This window comes from Kingella sp. (in: b-proteobacteria) (assembly GCF_030527935.1).
Taxonomy (GTDB): domain Bacteria; phylum Pseudomonadota; class Gammaproteobacteria; order Burkholderiales; family Neisseriaceae; genus Kingella_B.
Window position 1 is genome coordinate 14,719 of the sequence record NZ_JAUMZV010000020.1, and the last position, 18,433, is coordinate 33,151.

The following is an 18,433-nucleotide window of genomic DNA, read 5'->3' on the forward strand; positions in this document are numbered from 1 at the left end:
AAATCCCTTTTCAGGCTGCCTAGCTGTTATCCAAATCGTACACGGAACATCGCATGAAAATCGCCACATGGAACGTCAATTCGCTCAACGTGCGCCTGCCGCAAGTAAGCGACTGGCTCGCCGCCCACCAGCCCGATATATTGGTGCTGCAAGAGCTGAAACTGGAACAAGACAAATACCCCGCCGCCGCCTTTCGCATGATGGGCTGGCACACCGCATGGGCAGGGCAAAAAACCTACAACGGCGTTGCCATCATCAGCCGCCACGAACTGCACGATGTGCAAACAGGCTTGCCCACGCTGCCCGACGACCCGCAACAGCGCGTGATTGCCGCCACCATCAACGGTATCCGCGTCATCAATGTTTACTGCGTGAACGGCGAAGCACTGGATAGCCCTAAATTCGCCTACAAACGCCAATGGTTTGCCGCGCTTGCCGACTATGTGCGCGACCAACTCGCCCAATACCCCAAGCTCGTGCTGCTGGGCGACTTCAACATCGCCCCCCGCGATGATGATGTGTACGATGCCAAACGTTGGCACGAGAAAATTCTCTGTTCCAGCGAAGAACGCCAATGGTTCGCCAATCTGCTCCACCTTGGGCTGCATGACGCATTACGGCACATTCACCCCACAGGCGCGCACTACACATGGTGGGACTATCGCGGTGCCATGTTCGCCAAAGGCTTGGGGATGCGCATTGACCACTTGCTGATTAGCTCCGCCCTGCGCGATACGCTGCGTAGCGTAACCATAGACCGCGAAGCCCGCGCCGAAGAACGCCCCAGCGACCATGCGCCTGTGATAGCGGAGTGGGGCTGAGTGGCTTGGTGTAATTAGGCAGCCTAAAATCTAAAATGGAACGGCGGCAGCTCGCTGCCAACGCTGCTTAAACATAGCATGACTGGTTTGCCAAGATGTCGGCGAGCCGCCGACGCTCCACGGCGCATCGCGTTTCAGGCTGCCTCAAATCATCCAAGGCAGCCTGAAAAGCAAAACCGCTTGGTATATCAAGCCAAACGGTTTTTTTTACTGGATAAATTGGGTTTCAGGCTGCCTATTACCCCGCTCCAAATCCACCCCACAAAAAAAGGACAGGCATCACCCTGTCCTTGTAAAAATTTCAGACCGCTCGAACTCTCACAAACAAGCAGCCTGAAACCCCATCAAAAGTTAATCTCAATTATCCAAAATCAAGCAATCATCAATCTGATTTTTGCGCAAACGCTCCACCGTTTGCTCCGCTTGCTGCCGCTCCATGCGCGGCATGCGCACATGATACATCGGCGTGCCATCCGCAGATTTAGTCTCTTTCACCGAAGCAGGCACGCCCGCCAAAGCCGCGTTCGCCACCATCCTTTGCGCGTAATCCGACTCTCTAAACGTGCCCAATTGCACCGCAGAACCTGCTGCCCATGCGCCGTTGACGGCTGTCATCAAAACCAAAGCCAAGCATAATTTTTTCATCACAGCCTCCTTGTGCCACAGGGCAAGAAATCAGTTAGGATAAAAAATCTAGTTGCAAGAGTGTTAGCATTTGCCGTGCCAGCTCGTGTAAAAACTAACGTATATTTACATTAAACCACGAAACCATGCCCCTTTGCCAAGGCAGCCTGAAACGTAAATCTGCGCAACCAGAAACAGCATTACACCATAACATCACCACTGCAATCATCATAACCATTTGAAAAACAATATATTTAACACAACACCCAAGGCAGCCTGAAAATCCCCACCGCATCCACGCCGTGCCACAAACTGCCCTTTTTTGTAACTAACCCACCAACTACGCCAAATTTTCAGGCTTCCAAATATGCTAAAATTCGCCCCATTTTCTTAACAAATATTCCCGTCATGACCTACCAAGTTCTCGCCCGCAAATGGCGACCCAAAACCTTCGCCGACCTTGTGGGGCAACAACACGTTGTCAAAGCCCTGCAAAACGCCCTTGCCAACGGGCGTTTGCACCACGCCTATTTGCTCACTGGCACGCGCGGCGTGGGCAAAACCACCATCGCCCGCATTCTTGCCAAAAGTTTGAACTGCGAAAACGCTCAACACGGCGACCCCTGCGGGCAATGCGACACCTGCCAAGCCATTGATGCGGGGCGATTTGTGGACTTGCTGGAAATTGATGCCGCCAGCAACACGGGCATAGACAATATCCGCGAAGTGCTGGAAAACGCGCAATACGCGCCCACAGCGGGCAAATACAAGGTTTACATCATTGACGAAGTGCACATGCTGTCTAAATCCGCGTTCAACGCCATGCTCAAAACGCTGGAAGAACCGCCCGAGCACGTCAAATTTATCCTTGCCACCACCGACCCGCACAAAGTGCCGATTACGGTGTTAAGCCGTTGTTTACAATTTGTTTTACGCAATATGACCGCGCAACAGGTGTCCGACCATTTGGCGCACGTTTTAAACGCGGAACACATCGCCTACGACCCCGCCGCGCTCACGCTGCTCGGACGCGCCGCGCAAGGCTCTATGCGCGATGCGCTCAGCCTGCTAGACCAAGCCATTGCGATGGGTTCGGGCAGCGTTACCCAAGCCGATGTGCGCCAGATGATAGGCGCGGTAGACAATCGCTATCTGTTTGAATTGATGGAAATTTTGTCGCAAAAAAACGGCGCGGCACTCATCGCCAAAGCCAGCGAAATGCACAGCCAATCGCTTGGGTTTGACAGCGTGCTGGGCGAGCTTGCCCTGCTGTTGCAACGCATCGCCCTGCTGCAAACCGTGCCCACCGCCATCCCCGCCGATGACCCCGAATACGACCGTTTGCACGCCCTTGCCCGCGCGTTTAACGGCGAACAAATCCAGCTTTATTACCAATGCGCGCTGCACGGCAAACAAGATTTGCCGCTTGCTCCCGATGAATACGCGGGCTTTGTGATGACGCTGCTGCGTATGCTTGCCTTTGCGCCGTTTACCGCCGAAAACGTGCCGACCAACGCGGCAATTGAAAACACGCAAATGCACGAGCCTGCCGCGCACAATGTAGGCAGCCTGAAAACGCCAGCGGTTGCTGCGCCGCAAAACATTGCGCAGCCCAGCCAGCCCGCAAACAATCCTGCGCCAACCGAACCACAGCCACTTTCAGGCAGCCTGAAAACCGAGAATGCCAACGAAGTTACAACCAATACAATCCCTGCACCAACAGCGACGACCGCAGCGCAAGCAGAAACGCCTGAGCCGCCGCCTGCTATCAGCGAAAAGCCAGCAGCAAAAACAGTCGCGCCTGAGTCTCCCAATCCATCCGAAGAACCATCAGGCAGCCTGAAAACGGGTAACACCGATTTTGGTGATGCAGATAATTTTGGCGATGCTAAAACCAGTGCAAGCCGTTCCACCCAAACGCCAGCCGTTGAAGCGCAGCCATCGCCTGTTATCGCAGCCGAGCATAACGTTGAGAACAACAAATCTCTGGCAAACGAAGCCGCGCCTGAAACACCAGTAGTCGCGCCTGAACAAATAGGCAGCCTGCAAGCTGGGAACGCCAATAAAGTGGAAACACCAGCCGCGCAATCTAGTGAAACAAAAGACAGCGAAACACCAGCCGCCGAAGCCAAACCACTTTCAGGCAGCCTGAAAACCGAAAGCGCCAACAAAGCCGAAACAGGTGCAACAAATTCTGCTGAAACCGAAACCCAATCCCCACAAAACATTGAACCAGCGCCCCCCCCCGCACCCAAAAAATCCCCCCGCAAAAAAAGCAGCACCACAACAAGCGATGCTGATTCAGGCAGCCTGAAACCAAACGAAGTGAGCTTCGGCGAATCCCAAAGCGAACACATCAGCGAAGCCCAAACCGATGCCACCCCCTTCCCCGCATTCGCCGCCGAAAACTGGACAGCCATCGCCGAACGCATCAGCAAGCAAATCTCCGCCGCGCGTATGCTGTTAGACCACACCGCATGGGTGGCTTACCAAGACGGTGAGTTGCGCCTAGCCATCGTCTCCGAAAAAACCAAAAACACAACCAAAAAAGAATATTTTGACCGCATCGCCAACGCATTAAGCGAAGCCTACCAAATCCCCGTGCGCATCCAAACCCAACCCTTTGCCGATGGCAACGGCTGGGAAACGCCCGCCATGCACCGCAGCCGCCTCGCCGCTGAAAACCGTGCCCACGCCCAAGCCCTGATGGAGCAAGACCCCGCCCTGCAAGCCATCCAACAACACTTCGGCGCAACATGGGATAGCGACAGCATCGCGCTAAACGCCGAAGTAGCCTGAAAAACGAATTCATACGTCGTTTTGACTTTGTTGAAACGCTCATTGTTTTCAGGCTGCCTACTGAACTACACCCGCAAAAGGCAGCCTGAAAATGGAATACTATTTGCTTCAAACTTACCGTTTATCTAATCCGAAAGAACCATCATGTCCTCCGTACTCAACAACCAAATTCTAGATATAAAAAAACCCTCTGCCCGCGAATGGCTTTACTTTCTTCTGATTATCCTTATCCCCAACCTCATTTTACTGGGTATCTGTTACACCTATAATTTCGCCCGTCCTCTTGTTAACACGGATTATCTTGTCTGCCTATGTTTGTTACTTATCCCTAACCGCTGGGTGCGCGCCGTAGGCTTACTCGGTTTTGCCATTGCTATCTTGCTAGACATTACCATGCTCATAATGCAAGTTGTGCCTATGGTAGATTTAGGCGCACTCGTTTCTTTGGCAGCTTTTTTAGGTGATGCTCCCACTGAATACATTGCGCTCACTGCCTTTTTGGTGGTTTACATCATTGCAATGAGTGGCTTTGTACTCTTTCTCAGTAAACGCAAACATTTCACCCGCGAACTTTACATCATCCCCATTATTTTAATCATTTCCTTTTTTATCAAAGACATCAAATACTCTGGCAGCCCAAACTACGAAGGAGTTATGGGACGTAGCAACCATTTTGTAATCAATAGCCAATTTTCGCTTATGGATCAAATGCTGACCACAGGCTGGTTCAAAGCCATGAATACCACACCAACACTTATCCCCTACCCCACAGTCAGCCCCAACGATAGCAACATCAAACTTGACCGTGCCATCACCCATTTTACCCAACCTACATCCAATAAAATCCTATTCGTTATTGTTGAATCGCTGGCAGGCTATCGCAACCCACAAATAATTACCGACCTTACTTCGCCCATCGCCGCACATAGCGACAAACTTGAATACCTTGAAACTGGCGATTTTGCCACCGTAAACTCCAATACCATTGGTGGCGAAATGCGCGAACTTTGCAACAAAGCCATCAAAGGCGGTTACGCTTTCCGTCGTCTCGATGCCCAAGAATTTGCCGACTGCATCCCCAATCAAATGCTCAAACAAGGCTATCAAACCACCAGCCTAGTCGGCGTTAATGGACGCTTTGTGGACTATATCTACTGGTATCCCAAAGCAGGATTCCAAAAATCATGGTTTCTCGACAGCTTCGCCAATAATCTAAGACACTGTCAAGTATTTCACGGTGTATGCGACACCGAAATCCCAAAAATTATTGCCCAAGAAGTCTTTCAACCCAACCAGCCTAAACAATTTGTTTACTGGCTCACGCTAACCGCCCACGCCCCTTATCACCTTGAAGACCTTACCCAACCTAACCCCAACGTAAGCTGCGAAAAATACAAAATCAATGAAAATACCGAAACATGTCGCAACATTAAACTTAATGGGCAGTTATTCCGTGCCATAAGCACCATTATTGACCAACCCAATATGAAAGGTGTTGAAGTTGTCATGGTGGGCGACTACAAAGCCCCTATTTATGACTACAATGAAGAAGACTACCTTATCTACAAACCTGAGCTAGCCGTAAGCTGGGTACACTTCAAAATCAAATAACCATGCTCCAAACCGACAACCTCACCACCCAAGCCCAACCCCGCCTGATTGCCGCGCAAAATCTCTCCGCCCAAGAAGAACAACTAGAACGCGCCCTGCGCCCCAAAACCCTCGCCGACTATATCGGGCAACACAAAGCCAAAGAACAGCTTGCCATCTTTATCGCCGCCGCCAAAAAGCGCAGCGAAGCCCTAGACCACAGCCTGTTGTTTGGCCCCCCAGGTTTGGGCAAAACCACGCTTGCCAACATCATCGCGCGCGAGCTGGGCGTAAATCTGCGGCAAACATCAGGCCCCGTGCTGGAACGCGCAGGCGACCTTGCCGCCCTGCTCACCAACCTAGAACCGCATGACGTGCTGTTTATTGACGAAATCCACCGCCTAAGCCCCGTGGTAGAAGAAATTTTGTATCCCGCGATGGAAGACTATCAGCTAGACATCATGATAGGCGAAGGCCCCGCCGCCCGTTCCGTCAAAATAGACCTGCCGCCGTTCACACTCATCGGCGCCACCACCCGCGCGGGCATGCTCACCAACCCGCTGCGCGACCGCTTCGGCATCGTTGCCCGACTAGAATTCTACGAAATCAACGATTTATCTACCATTGTCGCCCGCTCCGCCCAGCTGCTCAACATGGATTTAGACCAACAAGGCGCGTTGGAAATCGCCCGTCGCAGCCGTGGCACGCCGCGCATTGCCAACCGCCTGCTGCGCCGTGTGCGCGATTATGCCGAAGTCAAACATTCAGGCAGCATCAACGCCCGCATCGCCGATGCTGCCCTATCCATGCTGGATGTGGACAAAATCGGGCTAGACATGATGGACAGAAAATTCCTAGAAGCCGTGTTGCACAAATTCAGCGGCGGACCCGTTGGGCTAGACAACATCGCCGCCGCCATCGGCGAATCCACCGACACCATCGAAGACGTAATAGAACCCTACCTTATCCAACAAGGCTTCCTGCAACGCACTCCACGCGGGCGCATGGCAACCACCAGCGCGTTTGCCCACTTCGGCTTAACCCCGCCCGAGTAGCCCCATCCGTTTTCAGGCTGCCTTATCAAACAGAAACCTTTGCAACACCCGCAACCCAATGGAGCGTCGGCGGCTCGCCGACATTGTTCCAAACAACAAAGTCCTATTATTCAGCACCATTTTAGATTTCAGGCTGCTTCATAGCTTTCGCCCAAGCTCCAAACAGCCCATGCCAACAACCATTAGGCAGCCTGAAAACATCATCCCCCATTTTTCAGGCTGCCCCATCATCCAAAACCATGCTCCTATTCCTAGACTTTGACGGCGTACTCCATTCCGCCTACGCCTTTCGCCAAGAACAAATGTTCAGCCAACTCCCCATTTTTGAACGCTTTTTTAGGCAGCCTGAAAACGCCGCCATCCAATTCGTCATCTCATCCACATGGCGACACGGGCGCGACCTTGCCGCCTTACGCCGCCCCTTCTCCCCCGACATCGCCCAGCGTATCATCGGCAAAACCCCCGAACACGTCGCCACCAGCCCCATCGCCCCGCGCGAACAAGAAATCCTGTGCTATCTGGAAGACAACCTAATCCCCAACGAACCATGGCTCGCCCTAGACGATGCCCGCAGCTACTTCCACCACCACAGCCAGCGCGTCCACTTCTGCACCGCAGGCACAGGGCTAACCGAACGCGACCTGCCCGAGCTCGCCCAACTGATTGACCGCGTTAAACACCGCTTTCAGGCAGCCTGAAAACACCACCCCGCGCAATCCACCCCAATCAAACAACCCACCCCTTTTCAGGCTGCCCCATCCCCCAAGGCAGCCTGAAAAACCAAATTAAAACCACCCATGCACATCCGCCCCGCCACCCCCGCCGACATCCCCGCCTTAGTCGCCCTAGATGCCCAAACCAACCCCCATCCGTGGACAGCCAACCAATTTCAGGCTGCCCACCGCCCCCCCATCCACACCCTGCTCATCGCCGAACAACACCAACACATCATCGGCTACATCGCATGGCAACACATCCCAAACGAAATAGAACTCCACCTTATCGCCACCGCCCCCAGCCACCGCCAACAAGGCATCGCCAGCCAGCTCATGCAAGCACTCATCGCCACCGCCCAGCAACACCACGCCCGCATCATCCTAGAAGTTCGCGCCAGCAACCACATCGCCCAAGCCCTTTACCGCAAACACCAATTCGCCCCTATCGCCACCCGCAAAAACTACTACGGCAACGAAGATGCCATCATCATGGAGAAATCATGCTAAACAGCCGCTATATCCACCTACACCAAGCCCTAGGACTGGGCGCAATGTGGCTCAACCAACACGCCCAAATCCGCCCCACCCAAGGCAGCCTGAAAGCCGAAGGCTTCAACGGAGTTAAAACAACCCCCGCCCACCCCAGCGCAACCCCATCCCACAACACACCCCAGCCAACCCAACCCCGCCACACCAGCCCCGCCACCCAAGGCAACGCCCTAGCCAAAATCCGCCAACGCGCCCCCAGCCATCCCCCTGCCACCCCAACACCCCAACCCATTCCCACCCCACAAACCACCCCGCTGCACAGTCCCACCATCCGCCCCGCCAAACTCCTGATATTAAGCGTCTGCCCATCCGTGGACGACATCGCCGCAGGCAAACTATTCAGCGGCGCAGACGGCGAAATGCTGCACAAAATGCTCCAGGCCATCGCACTCCCACCCGAGCAAGCCCATTTCAGCACATGGCTCAAAAACAGCCCCGACTTCAACCCACGCCCCGACGCGCAAACCATCACCGCCGCCGCCCCCAGCATCGCCCAAGAATGGCAGCAAACCCAAGCCCAAGCCATGCTCCTGCTCGGCGACTTCTTCCACCGCCCCGAAGTCCAAACCGCACTCAACGCCATCGCCCCCGCCGCCGCGCGTTACCACATCCCCCACCCCATGCGCCTTGCCAGCAATCCCCAGCTCAAACGCAGCGCATGGGAAACCCTGCAAAAACTCCAAGCCGCGCTAAAATGATTTGACAAGGCAGCCAAACATCCGCATAATGCGCCACTTCATTCCCCGATAGCTCAGTCGGTAGAGCGACGGACTGTTAATCCGCAGGTCGCTGGTTCGAGCCCAGCTCGGGGAGCTAAAAAAGCCAAGTTTTTCGGAACTTGGCTTTTTGCTGTTTGGATGATTGGGCTAACGGTTTAGGCAGCCTGAAACGCCTATTTCACCGTTTCCACGCCGCCTTTAATCTCGCCATAGGCTTGCGTATTGCCTGCACCGTCCGTGCCCGCACAAGCCGCCAGCATCAAAGTTGCCAAAGTCAAAACCAAAAGTTTCTTCATCATCATTCCTTCCATATTTAAAAACACATTTTCAGGCTGCCTTTTAGTAAACCATATAGGCAGCCTGAAAACGAGCAAAGCGAGTTTCAACGAAGTTAAAACCCCGCTTACGACAACGCCGCTTTCAACGCCTTGTTCACTTCGCCCATATCCGCCTTGCCCGTCAAGCGCGTTTTCAGCAGCCCCATCGCCTTGCCCATATCCGCCATGCTGCTTGCGCCTGTTTCAGCAACTGCTTTTGCCACTTCCGCCGCAATCGCTTCTGCCGACAGCATCTCGGGCAAATAGCCTTGCAGCACCACGATTTCTGTGTTTTCCTTGTCCACCAAATCGGCGCGACCCGCATCAGCGTAGATTTTCGCGCTGTCTTTGCGCTGCTTAATCATTTTGCCGATGATGGCTTGCACTTTGGCATCGTCTGCTTCGGCGCGCTCGTCCACTTCAAACTGCTTAATCGCCGCGTTCACCAAGCGGATGGTGGACAACGTTGCGCTGTCTTTGGCTTTCATGGCGGCTTTCATGTCTTCAGTTAATTTTGCTTTTAAAGTCATTGTGTTGCTCCTTGTAAACAAAAACACCGCAAACTCAAACGCTTGCGGTGTTGATTAAATGGATGGCGCATAGCAACCCTGTTTTATGTTTTCAGGATGCCTAATGCGCTTGGCGCAAATCAGTACAATTTAGGTGGCAATTGTTGGCTGCGCAGGCGTTTTTGCAAGCGTTTAGCGGCTGCGGCTTTTTTACGTTTGCGCTCGGTAGTCGGTTTTTCGTAGGCTTCGCGCGCGCGCAATTCGGTCAAAAGACCTGTTTTTTCAATCGCGCGTTTAAAGCGACGCATCGCAACTTCAAAGGGTTCGTTTTCTTTTACTTTAATAGAAGTCATTGTTTTTCATCCTTAAAAATGGGTTTAAATCAAAATATCGTATCCAAGGTTTTTCAGACTGCCTGAAAGGGCGAGATACTGCGCCCTGATGATGCAAACATCACCTCCAAACTCAATCGGCAGCGCGTTGGGCGCATACCGCAAAAAATTAAGCCGTTTAAACAACGGCGTATCAAATCAAAACTGGGCGCGATTATCGCAGCGCGGCGGCTTTTTGTCAATGTTTCGGCAGCCTGAAAACGGGTTTTGCGCTACAATGCGCGTCTTTCAAAAACCCACACAAGGCACACAAAAATGACCCACGCCACCACGCCAACCATTCACATCACCCCGCAAGATTTGCCGCTGCATTGCGATGGTTCAGCCACCACGCAACACGCATGGAACGGGCATCCGCGCGTTTTCCTGCCCATCCAAGCCAACAGCAGCATAGAATGCCCCTACTGTGGCACGGTGTATCAACTTGATGGCGAGTTGCCCTACCACCACGCCCCTGTTCTGGCAGGCGGGCATTAACATGAACAGCCCCCGCGTAACCGCCATAGACCGCCCCAAGCTCGTGCTGCCCAATGGCGCAGACAAGCTGTTGCTGCATTCGTGCTGCGCCCCTTGCTCGGGCGAAGTGATGGAAGCCCTGCTCGCCAGTGGCATTGACTACACCATTTATTTCTACAACCCCAACATCCATCCGCTCAAAGAATACGAAATCCGCAAAAACGAAAACATCCGCTTTGCCGAGCAACACGGCGTGCCGTTTATTGATGCGGATTACGACATGGACAACTGGTTTGAACGCGCCAAAGGCATGGAATACGAGCCCGAACGCGGCATCCGCTGCACCATGTGTTTTGATATGCGATTTGAACGCACCGCGCTGTATGCGCATGAACACGGCTTCAAAGTGATTAGCAGCAGCTTGGGCATCTCGCGCTGGAAAAACATGGCGCAAATCAACGATTGCGGACACCGCGCCGCCGCGCATTATCCCGATATGGTTTACTGGGATTACAACTGGCGCAAAGGCGGCGGCTCATCGCGCATGATAGAAATCAGCAAGCGCGAGCATTTTTATCAACAGGAATACTGCGGCTGCGTTTATTCGCTGCGCGACACCAACGCTTGGCGGCGCGAAAAAGGGCGCGAGCCGATTAAGATTGGCGTAAAGTATTACGGCGATGATGATGCCAACGATGCCAATGAAGGGCGTTGAACGTTGGTTGTGTTGAGATGGTTTTAACTTCGTTGAAACTCTCTTTGCTCGTTTTCAGGCTGCCTATGGGTAACATGGGCAGCCTGAAATTTTTGCATCGCGCCCAATCCATATCATGTTCTTGTAAACAAGAATACGCGCGTGGATTGTTTTTCAGGCTGCCTGTGTTTACAACCGTAAGCATTAAGGCAGCCTGAAAACGCGTAATGCGAATTTCTGCGCAGCCTAAAACCTACTCCCGCGCCGCACAATATGCCCAATCGCCACGGTGGCGCAATGCAAGCCAAAGCTCGCGGTTACCAGCATACTCGCGCCGTAGCCCGCGCAGGATAAGCCTTGCGGCGCATCGCAGGCTTGGGCGATTTGCGGCGGCGTGATTTGTTCGCGCGAATACACGCAGGGCACGCGCATTTTGCCTTGGCGCGGGAAACCGTATTTTTTGCGCAGCGTGTAGCGCAGGTTGGAGAGCAAGGGGTCGTGCGTGGTTTGGCTTAAATCGGCGGTGGCAATCAGCGCGGGGTTGCGTTGCCCGCCTGCGCCGCCGCTGATGATAAACGGCTGTTTGTGGCGCACAAAATGCGCTGCCATCGCGGTTTTGATGCGCACTTGGTCAATCGCGTCTATCACAAAATCAAACGGCAGCCTGAAAAGCTCGGCAAGGTTGCTCTCGTCCACAAAATCTTCAATTTCAACTACTTGGCAATCGGGGTTAATCTGGACGATGCGTTCGCGCAGGGCGGTTACTTTGGCTTTGCCAAAATCGGGCGTGAGCGCGTGGATTTGGCGGTTTACGTTGGATTCGGCGATGTTGTCCAAATCAATCAGCGTGAGCTTGCCGATGCCGCTGCGGGCAAGGGCTTCCACCGCCCAAGAGCCTACGCCGCCCACGCCCACCACGCAAACGTGCGCTTGTTGCAGGGCGCGCAATCCGTGTTCGCCGTAAAGCCGTGCGATGCCGCCAAAACGGCGGTTAATGTGTGTTTCCATGTTGCGTTTCCAAGAAAATTTTGCTGATTTAGATTATACTGTATGCGTAGTGTGCAGTACCTTTCTCGTAAACCCATTTTATAAGGAGTGTGTTATGTACAAACATATCGTGGTGGCTGTTGATGGCAGTAGAACTTCTTTGAATGCGTTGCAACACGCATCTAGCCTTGCGGTGGCGGGCGATGCGCGTTTAACGCTGGTTACGGTGGCGAATCCGAGCGAATACATGACGCTTGCGCCTGAATTTTTGCAACACGATAGCTATGAAGCGGCGGCGGTTGCGGGCGGCAATGAAGTGTTAGCCGAAGCGCAAGACGCGGCAAAAACAGCGGGCGTGGCGGATGTGCAAGCGCATTTGTTGGTGTCGTCCAAAGGCGCGAAGGAAATGGCGCAAGGCTTGGTGGATTATGCCGACAGCCACGGCGCGGATTTGATTGTGATTGGCACACACGGCCGCACAGGTTTGATGCATTTGCTGATGGGCAGCTTTGCGGAAACGGTGATGCGCCAAAGCCATTTGCCTTTGCTGGTGATTCGCAGCACGCACAGCGAAGATGAGACCACAGACGAGCGCGAAGAGTTTTCGTCTTCGGCGATGTAAAATGGTATCAATAGGCAGCCTGAAAACGGATAAAGCACGTTTCAGGCTGCCTTTGTATAAGGGGGTTTATTATGCTGCGCTATCTGGCTTTATTCGCCATTCGTTTGTATCAACGCTATGTGTCGCCGCGAAAAGGGTTTAGCTGCGCCTATCGCTTGGTGTATGGCGGTTGCGGCTGCTCGGGCGTGGGCTATCGCTTGATTCGGCGGTATGGCGTTTTTTCAGGCTGCCGCTTGCTGCGCTTGCGTTTGGCGCATTGCCGCTATGCCTACACGCATTACTGCGCCCCAGCCCAGCCGCCCGCCCCGCCTGTTAATCGCGTAAACGGCATGGCGTATTACCAGCGCGGCGATTGCGTGCCATGCGATGCGGGCTGCTTGGATGTGGGCGGCTGCGATTCGTGCGACTTGGGCGCGCCCGATGCCTGCGATTTGAATCTGCCCGATGGGTGCGATTGCGCCGATGCTTGCCCCTGCGATGCGTGCGATGTTTGCGATGTGGCAGATTGCGGACGCAAGGATGAAGAGCGCGAGCCGAAACGAAGACCGATGCAGATGCCGAATTTGCGGTAGCGATGTTGTTGGACGGCATTTTTTATTTTTCAGGCTGCCTATTGCACACACCAAAGGCAGCCTGAAAACGAGTTCACACGCATCGGCAAAGCAAAAACGCCCATTCCATTTTCAGACTGCCGATTGATGCACACAACAACAGCCGCTCACTCCCACTCAATCGTAGCAGGCGGCTTGCCGCTCACGTCATACACCACGCGGTTAATCCCACGCACTTCGTTGATAATCCGATTAGACACGCGCCCCAGCAGCGCATACGGCAGCTCCGCCCAATGCGCCGTCATAAAATCGCTGGTTATCACCGCGCGCAACGCCACCACATAATCATAAGTGCGCCCATCGCCCATCACGCCCACCGACTTCACAGGCAAAAACACCGCAAACGCTTGGCTGGTCAAGTCATACCACGACTTGCCGCTCTCATCGGTCGTATTGCGCAATTCTTCAATAAAAATCGCGTCCGCTTGGCGCAGCAAATCCGCATATTCGCGCTTCACTTCGCCCAAAATCCGCACGCCCAAGCCCGGGCCGGGGAACGGGTGGCGATACACCATTTCGCGCGGCAAGCCCAACGCCACGCCCAACTCGCGCACTTCGTCTTTAAACAAATCGCGCAACGGTTCAAGCAGCTTCAATTTCATGTTTTCAGGCAGCCCGCCCACATTGTGATGCGACTTAATCGCATGAGCCTTTTTCGTTTTCGCCCCCGCGCTTTCAATTACATCAGGGTAAATCGTCCCCTGCGCCAGCCATTTCGCCTGCGTGAGCTTTTTCTCTTCCGCATCAAACACTTCAACAAATTCCGCGCCGATGATTTTGCGTTTTTGCTCGGGGTCGGTAACGCCCGCCAGCTTCGCCATAAACTGCTCACTCGCGTCCACGTGCACCACCTTCACGCCCAAATTTTGCGCGAACATCTGCATCACATTCTTACCCTCGTCCAAGCGCAGCAAGCCGTGGTCAACAAACACGCAGGTTAATTGGTCGCCAATCGCCCGATGAATCAACGCCGCCGCCACCGAGCTATCCACCCCGCCCGACAAGCCCAAAATCACTTCATCGCTGCCCACTTGCGCGCGGATTTTCGCCACTGCTTCGTCAATATAATTCGGCATCGTCCAGCTTGGCTGCGCCGCGCAAATATCCAACACAAAACGGCGGATTAACGCGCTGCCCTGCTTGGTGTGGGTAACTTCGGGGTGAAATTGAATGCCGTAAAAACGTTTCGCGCTGTTTTCCATCATCGCAATCGGGCAAGACGGCGTATGCCCCGTGATGCGGAAGTTTTCAGGCAGCCTGAAAACCTTATCGCCGTGGCTCATCCACACATCAAGCGTATGGGGCGCGTCTTCAATGCCGCGCGTTAAATCGCCGTCTTCCGTGCGCACCTGCGCGTAGCCAAACTCGCGCCGATTGCCCGCCTGCACCTCGCCGCCCAAATGATGCGCCATAAACTGCATACCATAGCAAATCCCCAGCACAGGCACGCCCAAATCAAACAGCATCGTGTCCGCCTGATAATCCGAGTCGTACACCGAATTGGGCCCGCCCGATAAAATAATCCCCTTTGGATTGAACGCTTTAATATCAGCAAGTGGCATATCATAAGGGTGCAATTCGCAGTAAACATGCGCCTCGCGCACGCGGCGAGCGATAAGCTGGGTTACTTGCGAGCCGAAATCTAAAATCAGAATTTTGTCTTGGGTCATAATGTTTAATCTTGTAAAGAAAAAAAGAAATGTGGCGCGATTGGCAACACAATAAAGGCTAAAAACAAAACATATTTTAACATAGCCGATTAAAATTCAGGGCTTATCTATCACAACACCCCTCAAAATCCATCCACCATGCAAATCATAACCAATTATTTTTTAACAAAAATTAAAAATAACATCCACCGCACCCCGCTTATCCCGCCACAAAATGCCAAAATATCTCATTATTTAAATTGAAATAATCCCCAAACCGCGCCCTATTTTACCTTTACTAAATAAAACACTGGTTTTATAATTCCACCCGAGTTTCTAGGCAGCAAAACAAACCAGCAAATCAAATTTGTACTGGCTAGTGGGAACCTGGTAACGAATAGGTAGTATATAAAGTATGCCTTTGTTTATTTTGGTTAAACCGCTATTTCATGTGCGGTATAAATTTTATTTAAATTTCACGGAGTTTTATTATGAACTATGAAGGTGCAGTATCAGAATTGTTGAATGTTGATGGCGCGTTGGCTGCTGCCGTTGTGGATTTTGCCAGCGGTATGCTGTTGGCTGGTAACGGCACTTCTGGCATTGACTTGGAAATCGCTGCTGCGGGTAACACCGAAGTGATGCGTGCCAAAATGAAAACCATGCAAATGCTTGGCTTGAAAGACAGCATTGAAGACATCTTGATTACTTTGGGCAAACAATACCACCTGTTGCGCCCATTGGCTAAACACGAAGGCTTGTTCCTTTACACCGTGTTGGATCGTTCTAAATCTAACTTGGCTTTGGCTCGCCGCGCTTTAATTGACACAGAACACCACTTGGACGCTTAATTTAGCCGTTCCATCCATTTAAAAACCGAGTGATTTTCGCTCGGTTTTTTTGCGACCCGCCAAGGCATAGAATAAAAAATCTAGCAAATCAATCATCAGCGTTTTGCCCATCAAACAAAAAGCGCATTTTGCTGCATTTTGCCGATATTTCGCTAGACTTTTGCGCCTAATTTCGCCAAAATTACTCTTTTTGCGTTGCGCCCAATGGCGTGTTAATCGCACCAAATTTTATTGAAAACCGCGTTTCAGGCTGCCTGAAACCACTTTTTTATTGGATAGGAATTGCCAAAATGGATTTACGCAAACTTAAAAAACTGATTGATTTGGTTGAAGAATCAGGTATTGCCGAAATTGAAGTAACCGAAGGCGAAGAGAAAGTTCGCATCACCCGCAGCGTGGCTGCGCCTGCGGTGCAAACGGTTTACGCGCCCGCTGCGCCTGTTCAGGCTGCCCCAGCCGCGCCTGCCCCATCGGCTGCGCCCGCCGCACCTGCTGCCCCTGCTCCTGCCGTGCGCGATTTATCCAACGCGCAAAAATCGCCGATGGTGGGCACGTTCTACCGCGCCGCCAGCCCTTCTACGCCTGCGTTTGTGGAAGTGGGGCAAACGGTGAAAGCGGGCGACACGCTGTGCATCATTGAAGCGATGAAGCTGATGAACGAAATTGAAGCGGAAAAATCGGGCGTGGTAAAAGAGATTTTGGTGGAAAATGGGCAGCCTGTGGAATTTGGCGAGCCTTTGTTTATTATTGAATAATACGTTTCAGGCTGCCTGAAACCCAGTTTGACCAATCCAATTCTTGCGATAACCATCCCTTTTCCTATCTTTCCGCACAGCCGCACGATATGCGCATCTTGGTTGAACAAGATTGCAACGACACCCGAAGACGATGGCAACCCGAAAAGCCGTTAATTTTGGAAACGCGAATTGGGAACAACGCGGCGATTTCAAATATTACTGTTAATGGCGGAATTTAAACGGTTTGCCGAATGAAACACCCCAACAGATTGAACACAATGGAAAGATGTTATCGCCAAATGGATGGATTAGCTTTTCAGGCTGCCTGAAACTTAAAATTGCTGGGAAAAATTATGCTAAAAAAAGTTCTCATCGCCAACCGTGGCGAAATTGCTTTGCGTGTGTTACGCGCCTGCCGCGAAATGGGCATCGCCACCGTTGCCGTGCATTCGGAAGCCGATAAAGACAGCTTGCACGTTAAGCTGGCAGACGAAAGCGTGTGCATTGGGCCTGCGCCCAGCCCGCAAAGCTATTTGCACATTCCATCCATCATCGCTGCGGCGGAAGTTACGGGCGCGGATGCGGTTCACCCCGGCTATGGTTTTTTGGCGGAAAACGCCAATTTTGCCGAGCAAGTGGAAAATTCGGGCTTTGTGTTTATTGGCCCGCGCGCCGACACAATTCGCCTGATGGGCGACAAAGTTTCCGCCAAAAAGGCGATGATTGAAGCGGGCGTGCCTTGCGTACCAGGGTCGGATGGGGCGTTGTCGGGCGTGCCCAGCGAGATTTTGAACACGGCGGATAAGGTGGGCTTCCCTGTGATTATCAAGGCATCGGGCGGCGGCGGCGGGCGCGGTATGCGCGTGGTGGAAAAGAAAGAAGATTTGCTCAAAGCGGTAGAAATGACCCGCGCCGAAGCGGAAGCGGCGTTTGGCAACCCGATGGTGTATATGGAACGCTTTTTGCAGCGTCCGCGCCATGTGGAAGTGCAAGTGTTGGCGGATGAACACGGCAATGCGATTTATTTGGGCGAGCGCGATTGCTCCATGCAGCGTCGTCATCAAAAGATTATTGAAGAAGCCCCTGCGCCGTTTATCACGCCTGCGGAGCGCAAGAAAATTGGCGAAGCGTGTGTGGCAGCGTGTAAACGCATTGGCTATCGCGGCGCGGGCACGTTTGAGTTTTTGTATGAAGACGGCGAGTTTTTCTTTATTGAGATGAACACGCGCGTGCAAGTGGAGCATCCTGTAACCGAGCTGATTACGGGCGTGGACATTGTGCAGGAACAACTGCGCGTGGCGGCGGGCTTGCCCTTGCAATACAAACAAAAAGACATTGCGATTGAAGGCCATGCGTTTGAATGCCGCATCAACGCGGAAGACCCGTACACCTTTATCCCCAGCCCTGGGGTGATTGAAAGCTGCCATTTACCCGGTGGCTTTGGCATCCGCGTGGACAGCCATATTTATCAGGGCTACCGCATTCCGCCGAACTACGACAGCCTGATTGGCAAAATTTGCGTGCATGGCAAAGACCGCGCGCAAGCGATGGCAAAAATGCGCGTGGCGATGGCGGAGCTGGCGGTGGATGGCATCAAAACCAACGCGCCTTTACACCGCGAGCTGTTTAACGACAAGGGCTTTGCGCAAGGCGGCGTGAGCATTCATTATTTGGAGCATTGGTTGGAAGAGCGCAAAGCGGGTATGCGCAGCGAGAAGTAAGTTTGAGATAAATA

The 18,433-nt window shown here is 52.9% G+C and carries 24 protein-coding genes and 1 tRNA gene; 19 read left to right on the forward strand and 6 right to left on the reverse strand.

What is annotated here, in order from left to right:
- The first annotated feature begins 53 nt into the window (after positions 1-53).
- Complete coding sequence (gene xth / locus Q4A85_RS07675) at positions 54-821, forward strand: exodeoxyribonuclease III (RefSeq protein WP_303109142.1); 768 nt, start codon at positions 54-56, stop codon at positions 819-821.
- Between the two features lie 357 nt (positions 822-1,178).
- Here the strand turns inward: xth and Q4A85_RS07680 are convergent, their stop codons facing one another.
- Positions 1,179-1,466: an SPOR domain-containing protein gene (locus tag Q4A85_RS07680; protein WP_303109144.1), complete on the reverse strand. Its 288-nt coding sequence runs from the start codon at positions 1,464-1,466 to the stop codon at positions 1,179-1,181.
- A gap of 387 nt (positions 1,467-1,853) precedes the next feature.
- Between Q4A85_RS07680 and dnaX the strand changes: the two genes are divergently transcribed.
- The 9 genes from dnaX (at position 1,854) to Q4A85_RS07725 (ending at position 8,967) form a co-directional block, all read left to right on the forward strand.
- The gene (dnaX, locus tag Q4A85_RS07685; RefSeq protein WP_303109146.1) at positions 1,854-4,244 is read left to right on the forward strand and encodes a DNA polymerase III subunit gamma/tau; all 2,391 of its coding nucleotides are present in this window, start codon (positions 1,854-1,856) and stop codon (positions 4,242-4,244) included.
- 144 nt (positions 4,245-4,388) lie between these two features.
- Positions 4,389-5,855 carry a hypothetical protein gene (locus tag Q4A85_RS07690; protein WP_303109147.1) on the forward strand — a complete coding sequence of 489 codons (1,467 nt, stop codon included), beginning with the start codon at positions 4,389-4,391 and terminating at the stop codon, positions 5,853-5,855.
- Positions 5,856-5,857: 2 nt separating this feature from the next.
- Positions 5,858-6,889, forward strand: a complete 1,032-nt coding sequence (gene ruvB / locus Q4A85_RS07695; RefSeq protein ID WP_303109149.1) for a Holliday junction branch migration DNA helicase RuvB — start codon at positions 5,858-5,860, stop codon at positions 6,887-6,889.
- Positions 6,890-6,947: 58 nt separating this feature from the next.
- On the forward strand, positions 6,948-7,151 hold the full coding sequence (locus Q4A85_RS07700; protein WP_303109151.1) for a hypothetical protein: 204 nt from the start codon (positions 6,948-6,950) through the stop codon (positions 7,149-7,151).
- Positions 7,129-7,587, forward strand: coding sequence for an HAD domain-containing protein (locus Q4A85_RS07705; protein WP_303109152.1), 459 nt, complete (start codon positions 7,129-7,131; stop codon positions 7,585-7,587). Before Q4A85_RS07700 ends, Q4A85_RS07705 begins: the two co-directional genes overlap by 23 nt.
- Positions 7,553-7,678: a hypothetical protein gene (locus tag Q4A85_RS07710; protein ID WP_303109153.1), complete on the forward strand. Its 126-nt coding sequence runs from the start codon at positions 7,553-7,555 to the stop codon at positions 7,676-7,678. Before Q4A85_RS07705 ends, Q4A85_RS07710 begins: the two co-directional genes overlap by 35 nt.
- Positions 7,679-7,686: 8 nt before the next feature.
- Entirely contained in the window at positions 7,687-8,112 is a 426-nt protein-coding gene (rimI, locus tag Q4A85_RS07715) for a ribosomal protein S18-alanine N-acetyltransferase (protein WP_303109155.1), read from the forward strand.
- Entirely contained in the window at positions 8,106-8,852 is a 747-nt protein-coding gene (locus tag Q4A85_RS07720) for a uracil-DNA glycosylase family protein (RefSeq protein WP_303109156.1), read from the forward strand. The genes rimI and Q4A85_RS07720 overlap by 7 nt, the downstream gene beginning before the upstream one ends.
- A gap of 42 nt (positions 8,853-8,894) precedes the next feature.
- Positions 8,895-8,967: transfer RNA gene (locus Q4A85_RS07725), tRNA-Asn, on the forward strand.
- A gap of 79 nt (positions 8,968-9,046) precedes the next feature.
- Here the strand turns inward: Q4A85_RS07725 and Q4A85_RS07730 are convergent.
- The 3 genes from Q4A85_RS07730 to rpsU all read right to left on the reverse strand — a co-directional run bounded on the left by Q4A85_RS07730 (position 9,047) and on the right by rpsU (position 10,052).
- Complete coding sequence (locus tag Q4A85_RS07730) at positions 9,047-9,169, reverse strand: hypothetical protein (RefSeq protein WP_303109158.1); 123 nt, start codon at positions 9,167-9,169, stop codon at positions 9,047-9,049.
- A 107-nt stretch (positions 9,170-9,276) separates the two neighbouring features.
- Complete coding sequence (locus Q4A85_RS07735; RefSeq protein WP_303109160.1) at positions 9,277-9,720, reverse strand: GatB/YqeY domain-containing protein; 444 nt, start codon at positions 9,718-9,720, stop codon at positions 9,277-9,279.
- Positions 9,721-9,839: 119 nt separating this feature from the next.
- A complete protein-coding gene (rpsU, locus tag Q4A85_RS07740; protein ID WP_303109161.1) occupies positions 9,840-10,052 on the reverse strand; it encodes a 30S ribosomal protein S21 in 213 nt (70 codons plus the stop codon).
- A gap of 91 nt (positions 10,053-10,143) precedes the next feature.
- Here rpsU and Q4A85_RS07745 point away from each other — a divergent pair, with 91 nt between their 5' ends.
- Genes Q4A85_RS07745 through Q4A85_RS07760 form a run of 4 tightly spaced genes read left to right on the forward strand, consistent with a single transcriptional unit; the run spans position 10,144 to position 11,459 of the window.
- Positions 10,144-10,350, forward strand: coding sequence for a hypothetical protein (locus Q4A85_RS07745; RefSeq protein ID WP_303109163.1), 207 nt, complete (start codon positions 10,144-10,146; stop codon positions 10,348-10,350).
- Positions 10,347-10,568 (forward strand): zinc-finger domain-containing protein, encoded by a 222-nt coding sequence (locus tag Q4A85_RS07750; RefSeq protein WP_303109165.1) that lies wholly within the window; start codon positions 10,347-10,349, stop codon positions 10,566-10,568. Before Q4A85_RS07745 ends, Q4A85_RS07750 begins: the two co-directional genes overlap by 4 nt.
- A gap of 1 nt (position 10,569) precedes the next feature.
- Positions 10,570-11,262, forward strand: coding sequence for an epoxyqueuosine reductase QueH (locus Q4A85_RS07755; protein ID WP_303109167.1), 693 nt, complete (start codon positions 10,570-10,572; stop codon positions 11,260-11,262).
- Positions 11,259-11,459 carry a hypothetical protein gene (locus Q4A85_RS07760; protein WP_303109169.1) on the forward strand — a complete coding sequence of 67 codons (201 nt, stop codon included), beginning with the start codon at positions 11,259-11,261 and terminating at the stop codon, positions 11,457-11,459. Before Q4A85_RS07755 ends, Q4A85_RS07760 begins: the two co-directional genes overlap by 4 nt.
- A gap of 28 nt (positions 11,460-11,487) precedes the next feature.
- On the opposite strand, the gene Q4A85_RS07765 is transcribed toward Q4A85_RS07760, so the two are convergent.
- Positions 11,488-12,249: a tRNA threonylcarbamoyladenosine dehydratase gene (locus Q4A85_RS07765; RefSeq protein ID WP_303109171.1), complete on the reverse strand. Its 762-nt coding sequence runs from the start codon at positions 12,247-12,249 to the stop codon at positions 11,488-11,490.
- Between the two features lie 94 nt (positions 12,250-12,343).
- On the opposite strand from Q4A85_RS07765, the gene Q4A85_RS07770 reads away from it, so the two are divergent.
- Both Q4A85_RS07770 and yidD read left to right on the forward strand, forming a co-directional pair.
- Entirely contained in the window at positions 12,344-12,850 is a 507-nt protein-coding gene (locus Q4A85_RS07770; protein WP_303109173.1) for a universal stress protein, read from the forward strand.
- Between the two features lie 71 nt (positions 12,851-12,921).
- Positions 12,922-13,422 (forward strand): membrane protein insertion efficiency factor YidD, encoded by a 501-nt coding sequence (yidD, locus tag Q4A85_RS07775; protein ID WP_303109175.1) that lies wholly within the window; start codon positions 12,922-12,924, stop codon positions 13,420-13,422.
- A gap of 146 nt (positions 13,423-13,568) precedes the next feature.
- On the opposite strand, the gene guaA is transcribed toward yidD, so the two are convergent.
- Positions 13,569-15,131: a glutamine-hydrolyzing GMP synthase gene (gene guaA / locus Q4A85_RS07780; protein WP_303109177.1), complete on the reverse strand. Its 1,563-nt coding sequence runs from the start codon at positions 15,129-15,131 to the stop codon at positions 13,569-13,571.
- Between the two features lie 470 nt (positions 15,132-15,601).
- Here guaA and Q4A85_RS07785 point away from each other — a divergent pair, with 470 nt between their 5' ends.
- From Q4A85_RS07785 to accC, 3 genes are all read left to right on the forward strand, one after another.
- A complete protein-coding gene (locus Q4A85_RS07785) occupies positions 15,602-15,961 on the forward strand; it encodes a hypothetical protein (RefSeq protein ID WP_303109179.1) in 360 nt (119 codons plus the stop codon).
- A 290-nt stretch (positions 15,962-16,251) separates the two neighbouring features.
- Positions 16,252-16,716, forward strand: coding sequence for an acetyl-CoA carboxylase biotin carboxyl carrier protein (accB, locus tag Q4A85_RS07790; protein WP_303109181.1), 465 nt, complete (start codon positions 16,252-16,254; stop codon positions 16,714-16,716).
- 335 nt (positions 16,717-17,051) lie between these two features.
- The gene (gene accC / locus Q4A85_RS07795) at positions 17,052-18,419 is read left to right on the forward strand and encodes an acetyl-CoA carboxylase biotin carboxylase subunit (RefSeq protein ID WP_303109183.1); all 1,368 of its coding nucleotides are present in this window, start codon (positions 17,052-17,054) and stop codon (positions 18,417-18,419) included.
- Positions 18,420-18,433 lie beyond the last annotated feature (14 nt).

What these genes read in the sequence shown, in the direction of transcription:
- xth (WP_303109142.1), top strand. Translation starts at nt 54, where the DNA reads ATGAAAATCGCCACATGGAACGTCAATTCGCTCAACGTGCGCCTGCCG.
- Q4A85_RS07680 (WP_303109144.1), bottom strand. Translation starts at nt 1,466, where the DNA reads ATGAAAAAATTATGCTTGGCTTTGGTTTTGATGACAGCCGTCAACGGC.
- dnaX (WP_303109146.1), top strand. Translation starts at nt 1,854, where the DNA reads ATGACCTACCAAGTTCTCGCCCGCAAATGGCGACCCAAAACCTTCGCC.
- Q4A85_RS07690 (WP_303109147.1), top strand. Translation starts at nt 4,389, where the DNA reads ATGTCCTCCGTACTCAACAACCAAATTCTAGATATAAAAAAACCCTCT.
- ruvB (WP_303109149.1), top strand. Translation starts at nt 5,858, where the DNA reads ATGCTCCAAACCGACAACCTCACCACCCAAGCCCAACCCCGCCTGATT.
- Q4A85_RS07700 (WP_303109151.1), top strand. Translation starts at nt 6,948, where the DNA reads ATGGAGCGTCGGCGGCTCGCCGACATTGTTCCAAACAACAAAGTCCTA.
- Q4A85_RS07705 (WP_303109152.1), top strand. Translation starts at nt 7,129, where the DNA reads ATGCTCCTATTCCTAGACTTTGACGGCGTACTCCATTCCGCCTACGCC.
- rimI (WP_303109155.1), top strand. Translation starts at nt 7,687, where the DNA reads ATGCACATCCGCCCCGCCACCCCCGCCGACATCCCCGCCTTAGTCGCC.
- Q4A85_RS07720 (WP_303109156.1), top strand. Translation starts at nt 8,106, where the DNA reads ATGCTAAACAGCCGCTATATCCACCTACACCAAGCCCTAGGACTGGGC.
- Q4A85_RS07730 (WP_303109158.1), bottom strand. Translation starts at nt 9,169, where the DNA reads ATGAAGAAACTTTTGGTTTTGACTTTGGCAACTTTGATGCTGGCGGCT.
- Q4A85_RS07735 (WP_303109160.1), bottom strand. Translation starts at nt 9,720, where the DNA reads ATGACTTTAAAAGCAAAATTAACTGAAGACATGAAAGCCGCCATGAAA.
- rpsU (WP_303109161.1), bottom strand. Translation starts at nt 10,052, where the DNA reads ATGACTTCTATTAAAGTAAAAGAAAACGAACCCTTTGAAGTTGCGATG.
- Q4A85_RS07745 (WP_303109163.1), top strand. Translation starts at nt 10,144, where the DNA reads ATGCAAACATCACCTCCAAACTCAATCGGCAGCGCGTTGGGCGCATAC.
- Q4A85_RS07750 (WP_303109165.1), top strand. Translation starts at nt 10,347, where the DNA reads ATGACCCACGCCACCACGCCAACCATTCACATCACCCCGCAAGATTTG.
- Q4A85_RS07755 (WP_303109167.1), top strand. Translation starts at nt 10,570, where the DNA reads ATGAACAGCCCCCGCGTAACCGCCATAGACCGCCCCAAGCTCGTGCTG.
- Q4A85_RS07765 (WP_303109171.1), bottom strand. Translation starts at nt 12,249, where the DNA reads ATGGAAACACACATTAACCGCCGTTTTGGCGGCATCGCACGGCTTTAC.
- Q4A85_RS07770 (WP_303109173.1), top strand. Translation starts at nt 12,344, where the DNA reads ATGTACAAACATATCGTGGTGGCTGTTGATGGCAGTAGAACTTCTTTG.
- yidD (WP_303109175.1), top strand. Translation starts at nt 12,922, where the DNA reads ATGCTGCGCTATCTGGCTTTATTCGCCATTCGTTTGTATCAACGCTAT.
- guaA (WP_303109177.1), bottom strand. Translation starts at nt 15,131, where the DNA reads ATGACCCAAGACAAAATTCTGATTTTAGATTTCGGCTCGCAAGTAACC.
- Q4A85_RS07785 (WP_303109179.1), top strand. Translation starts at nt 15,602, where the DNA reads ATGAACTATGAAGGTGCAGTATCAGAATTGTTGAATGTTGATGGCGCG.
- accB (WP_303109181.1), top strand. Translation starts at nt 16,252, where the DNA reads ATGGATTTACGCAAACTTAAAAAACTGATTGATTTGGTTGAAGAATCA.
- accC (WP_303109183.1), top strand. Translation starts at nt 17,052, where the DNA reads ATGCTAAAAAAAGTTCTCATCGCCAACCGTGGCGAAATTGCTTTGCGT.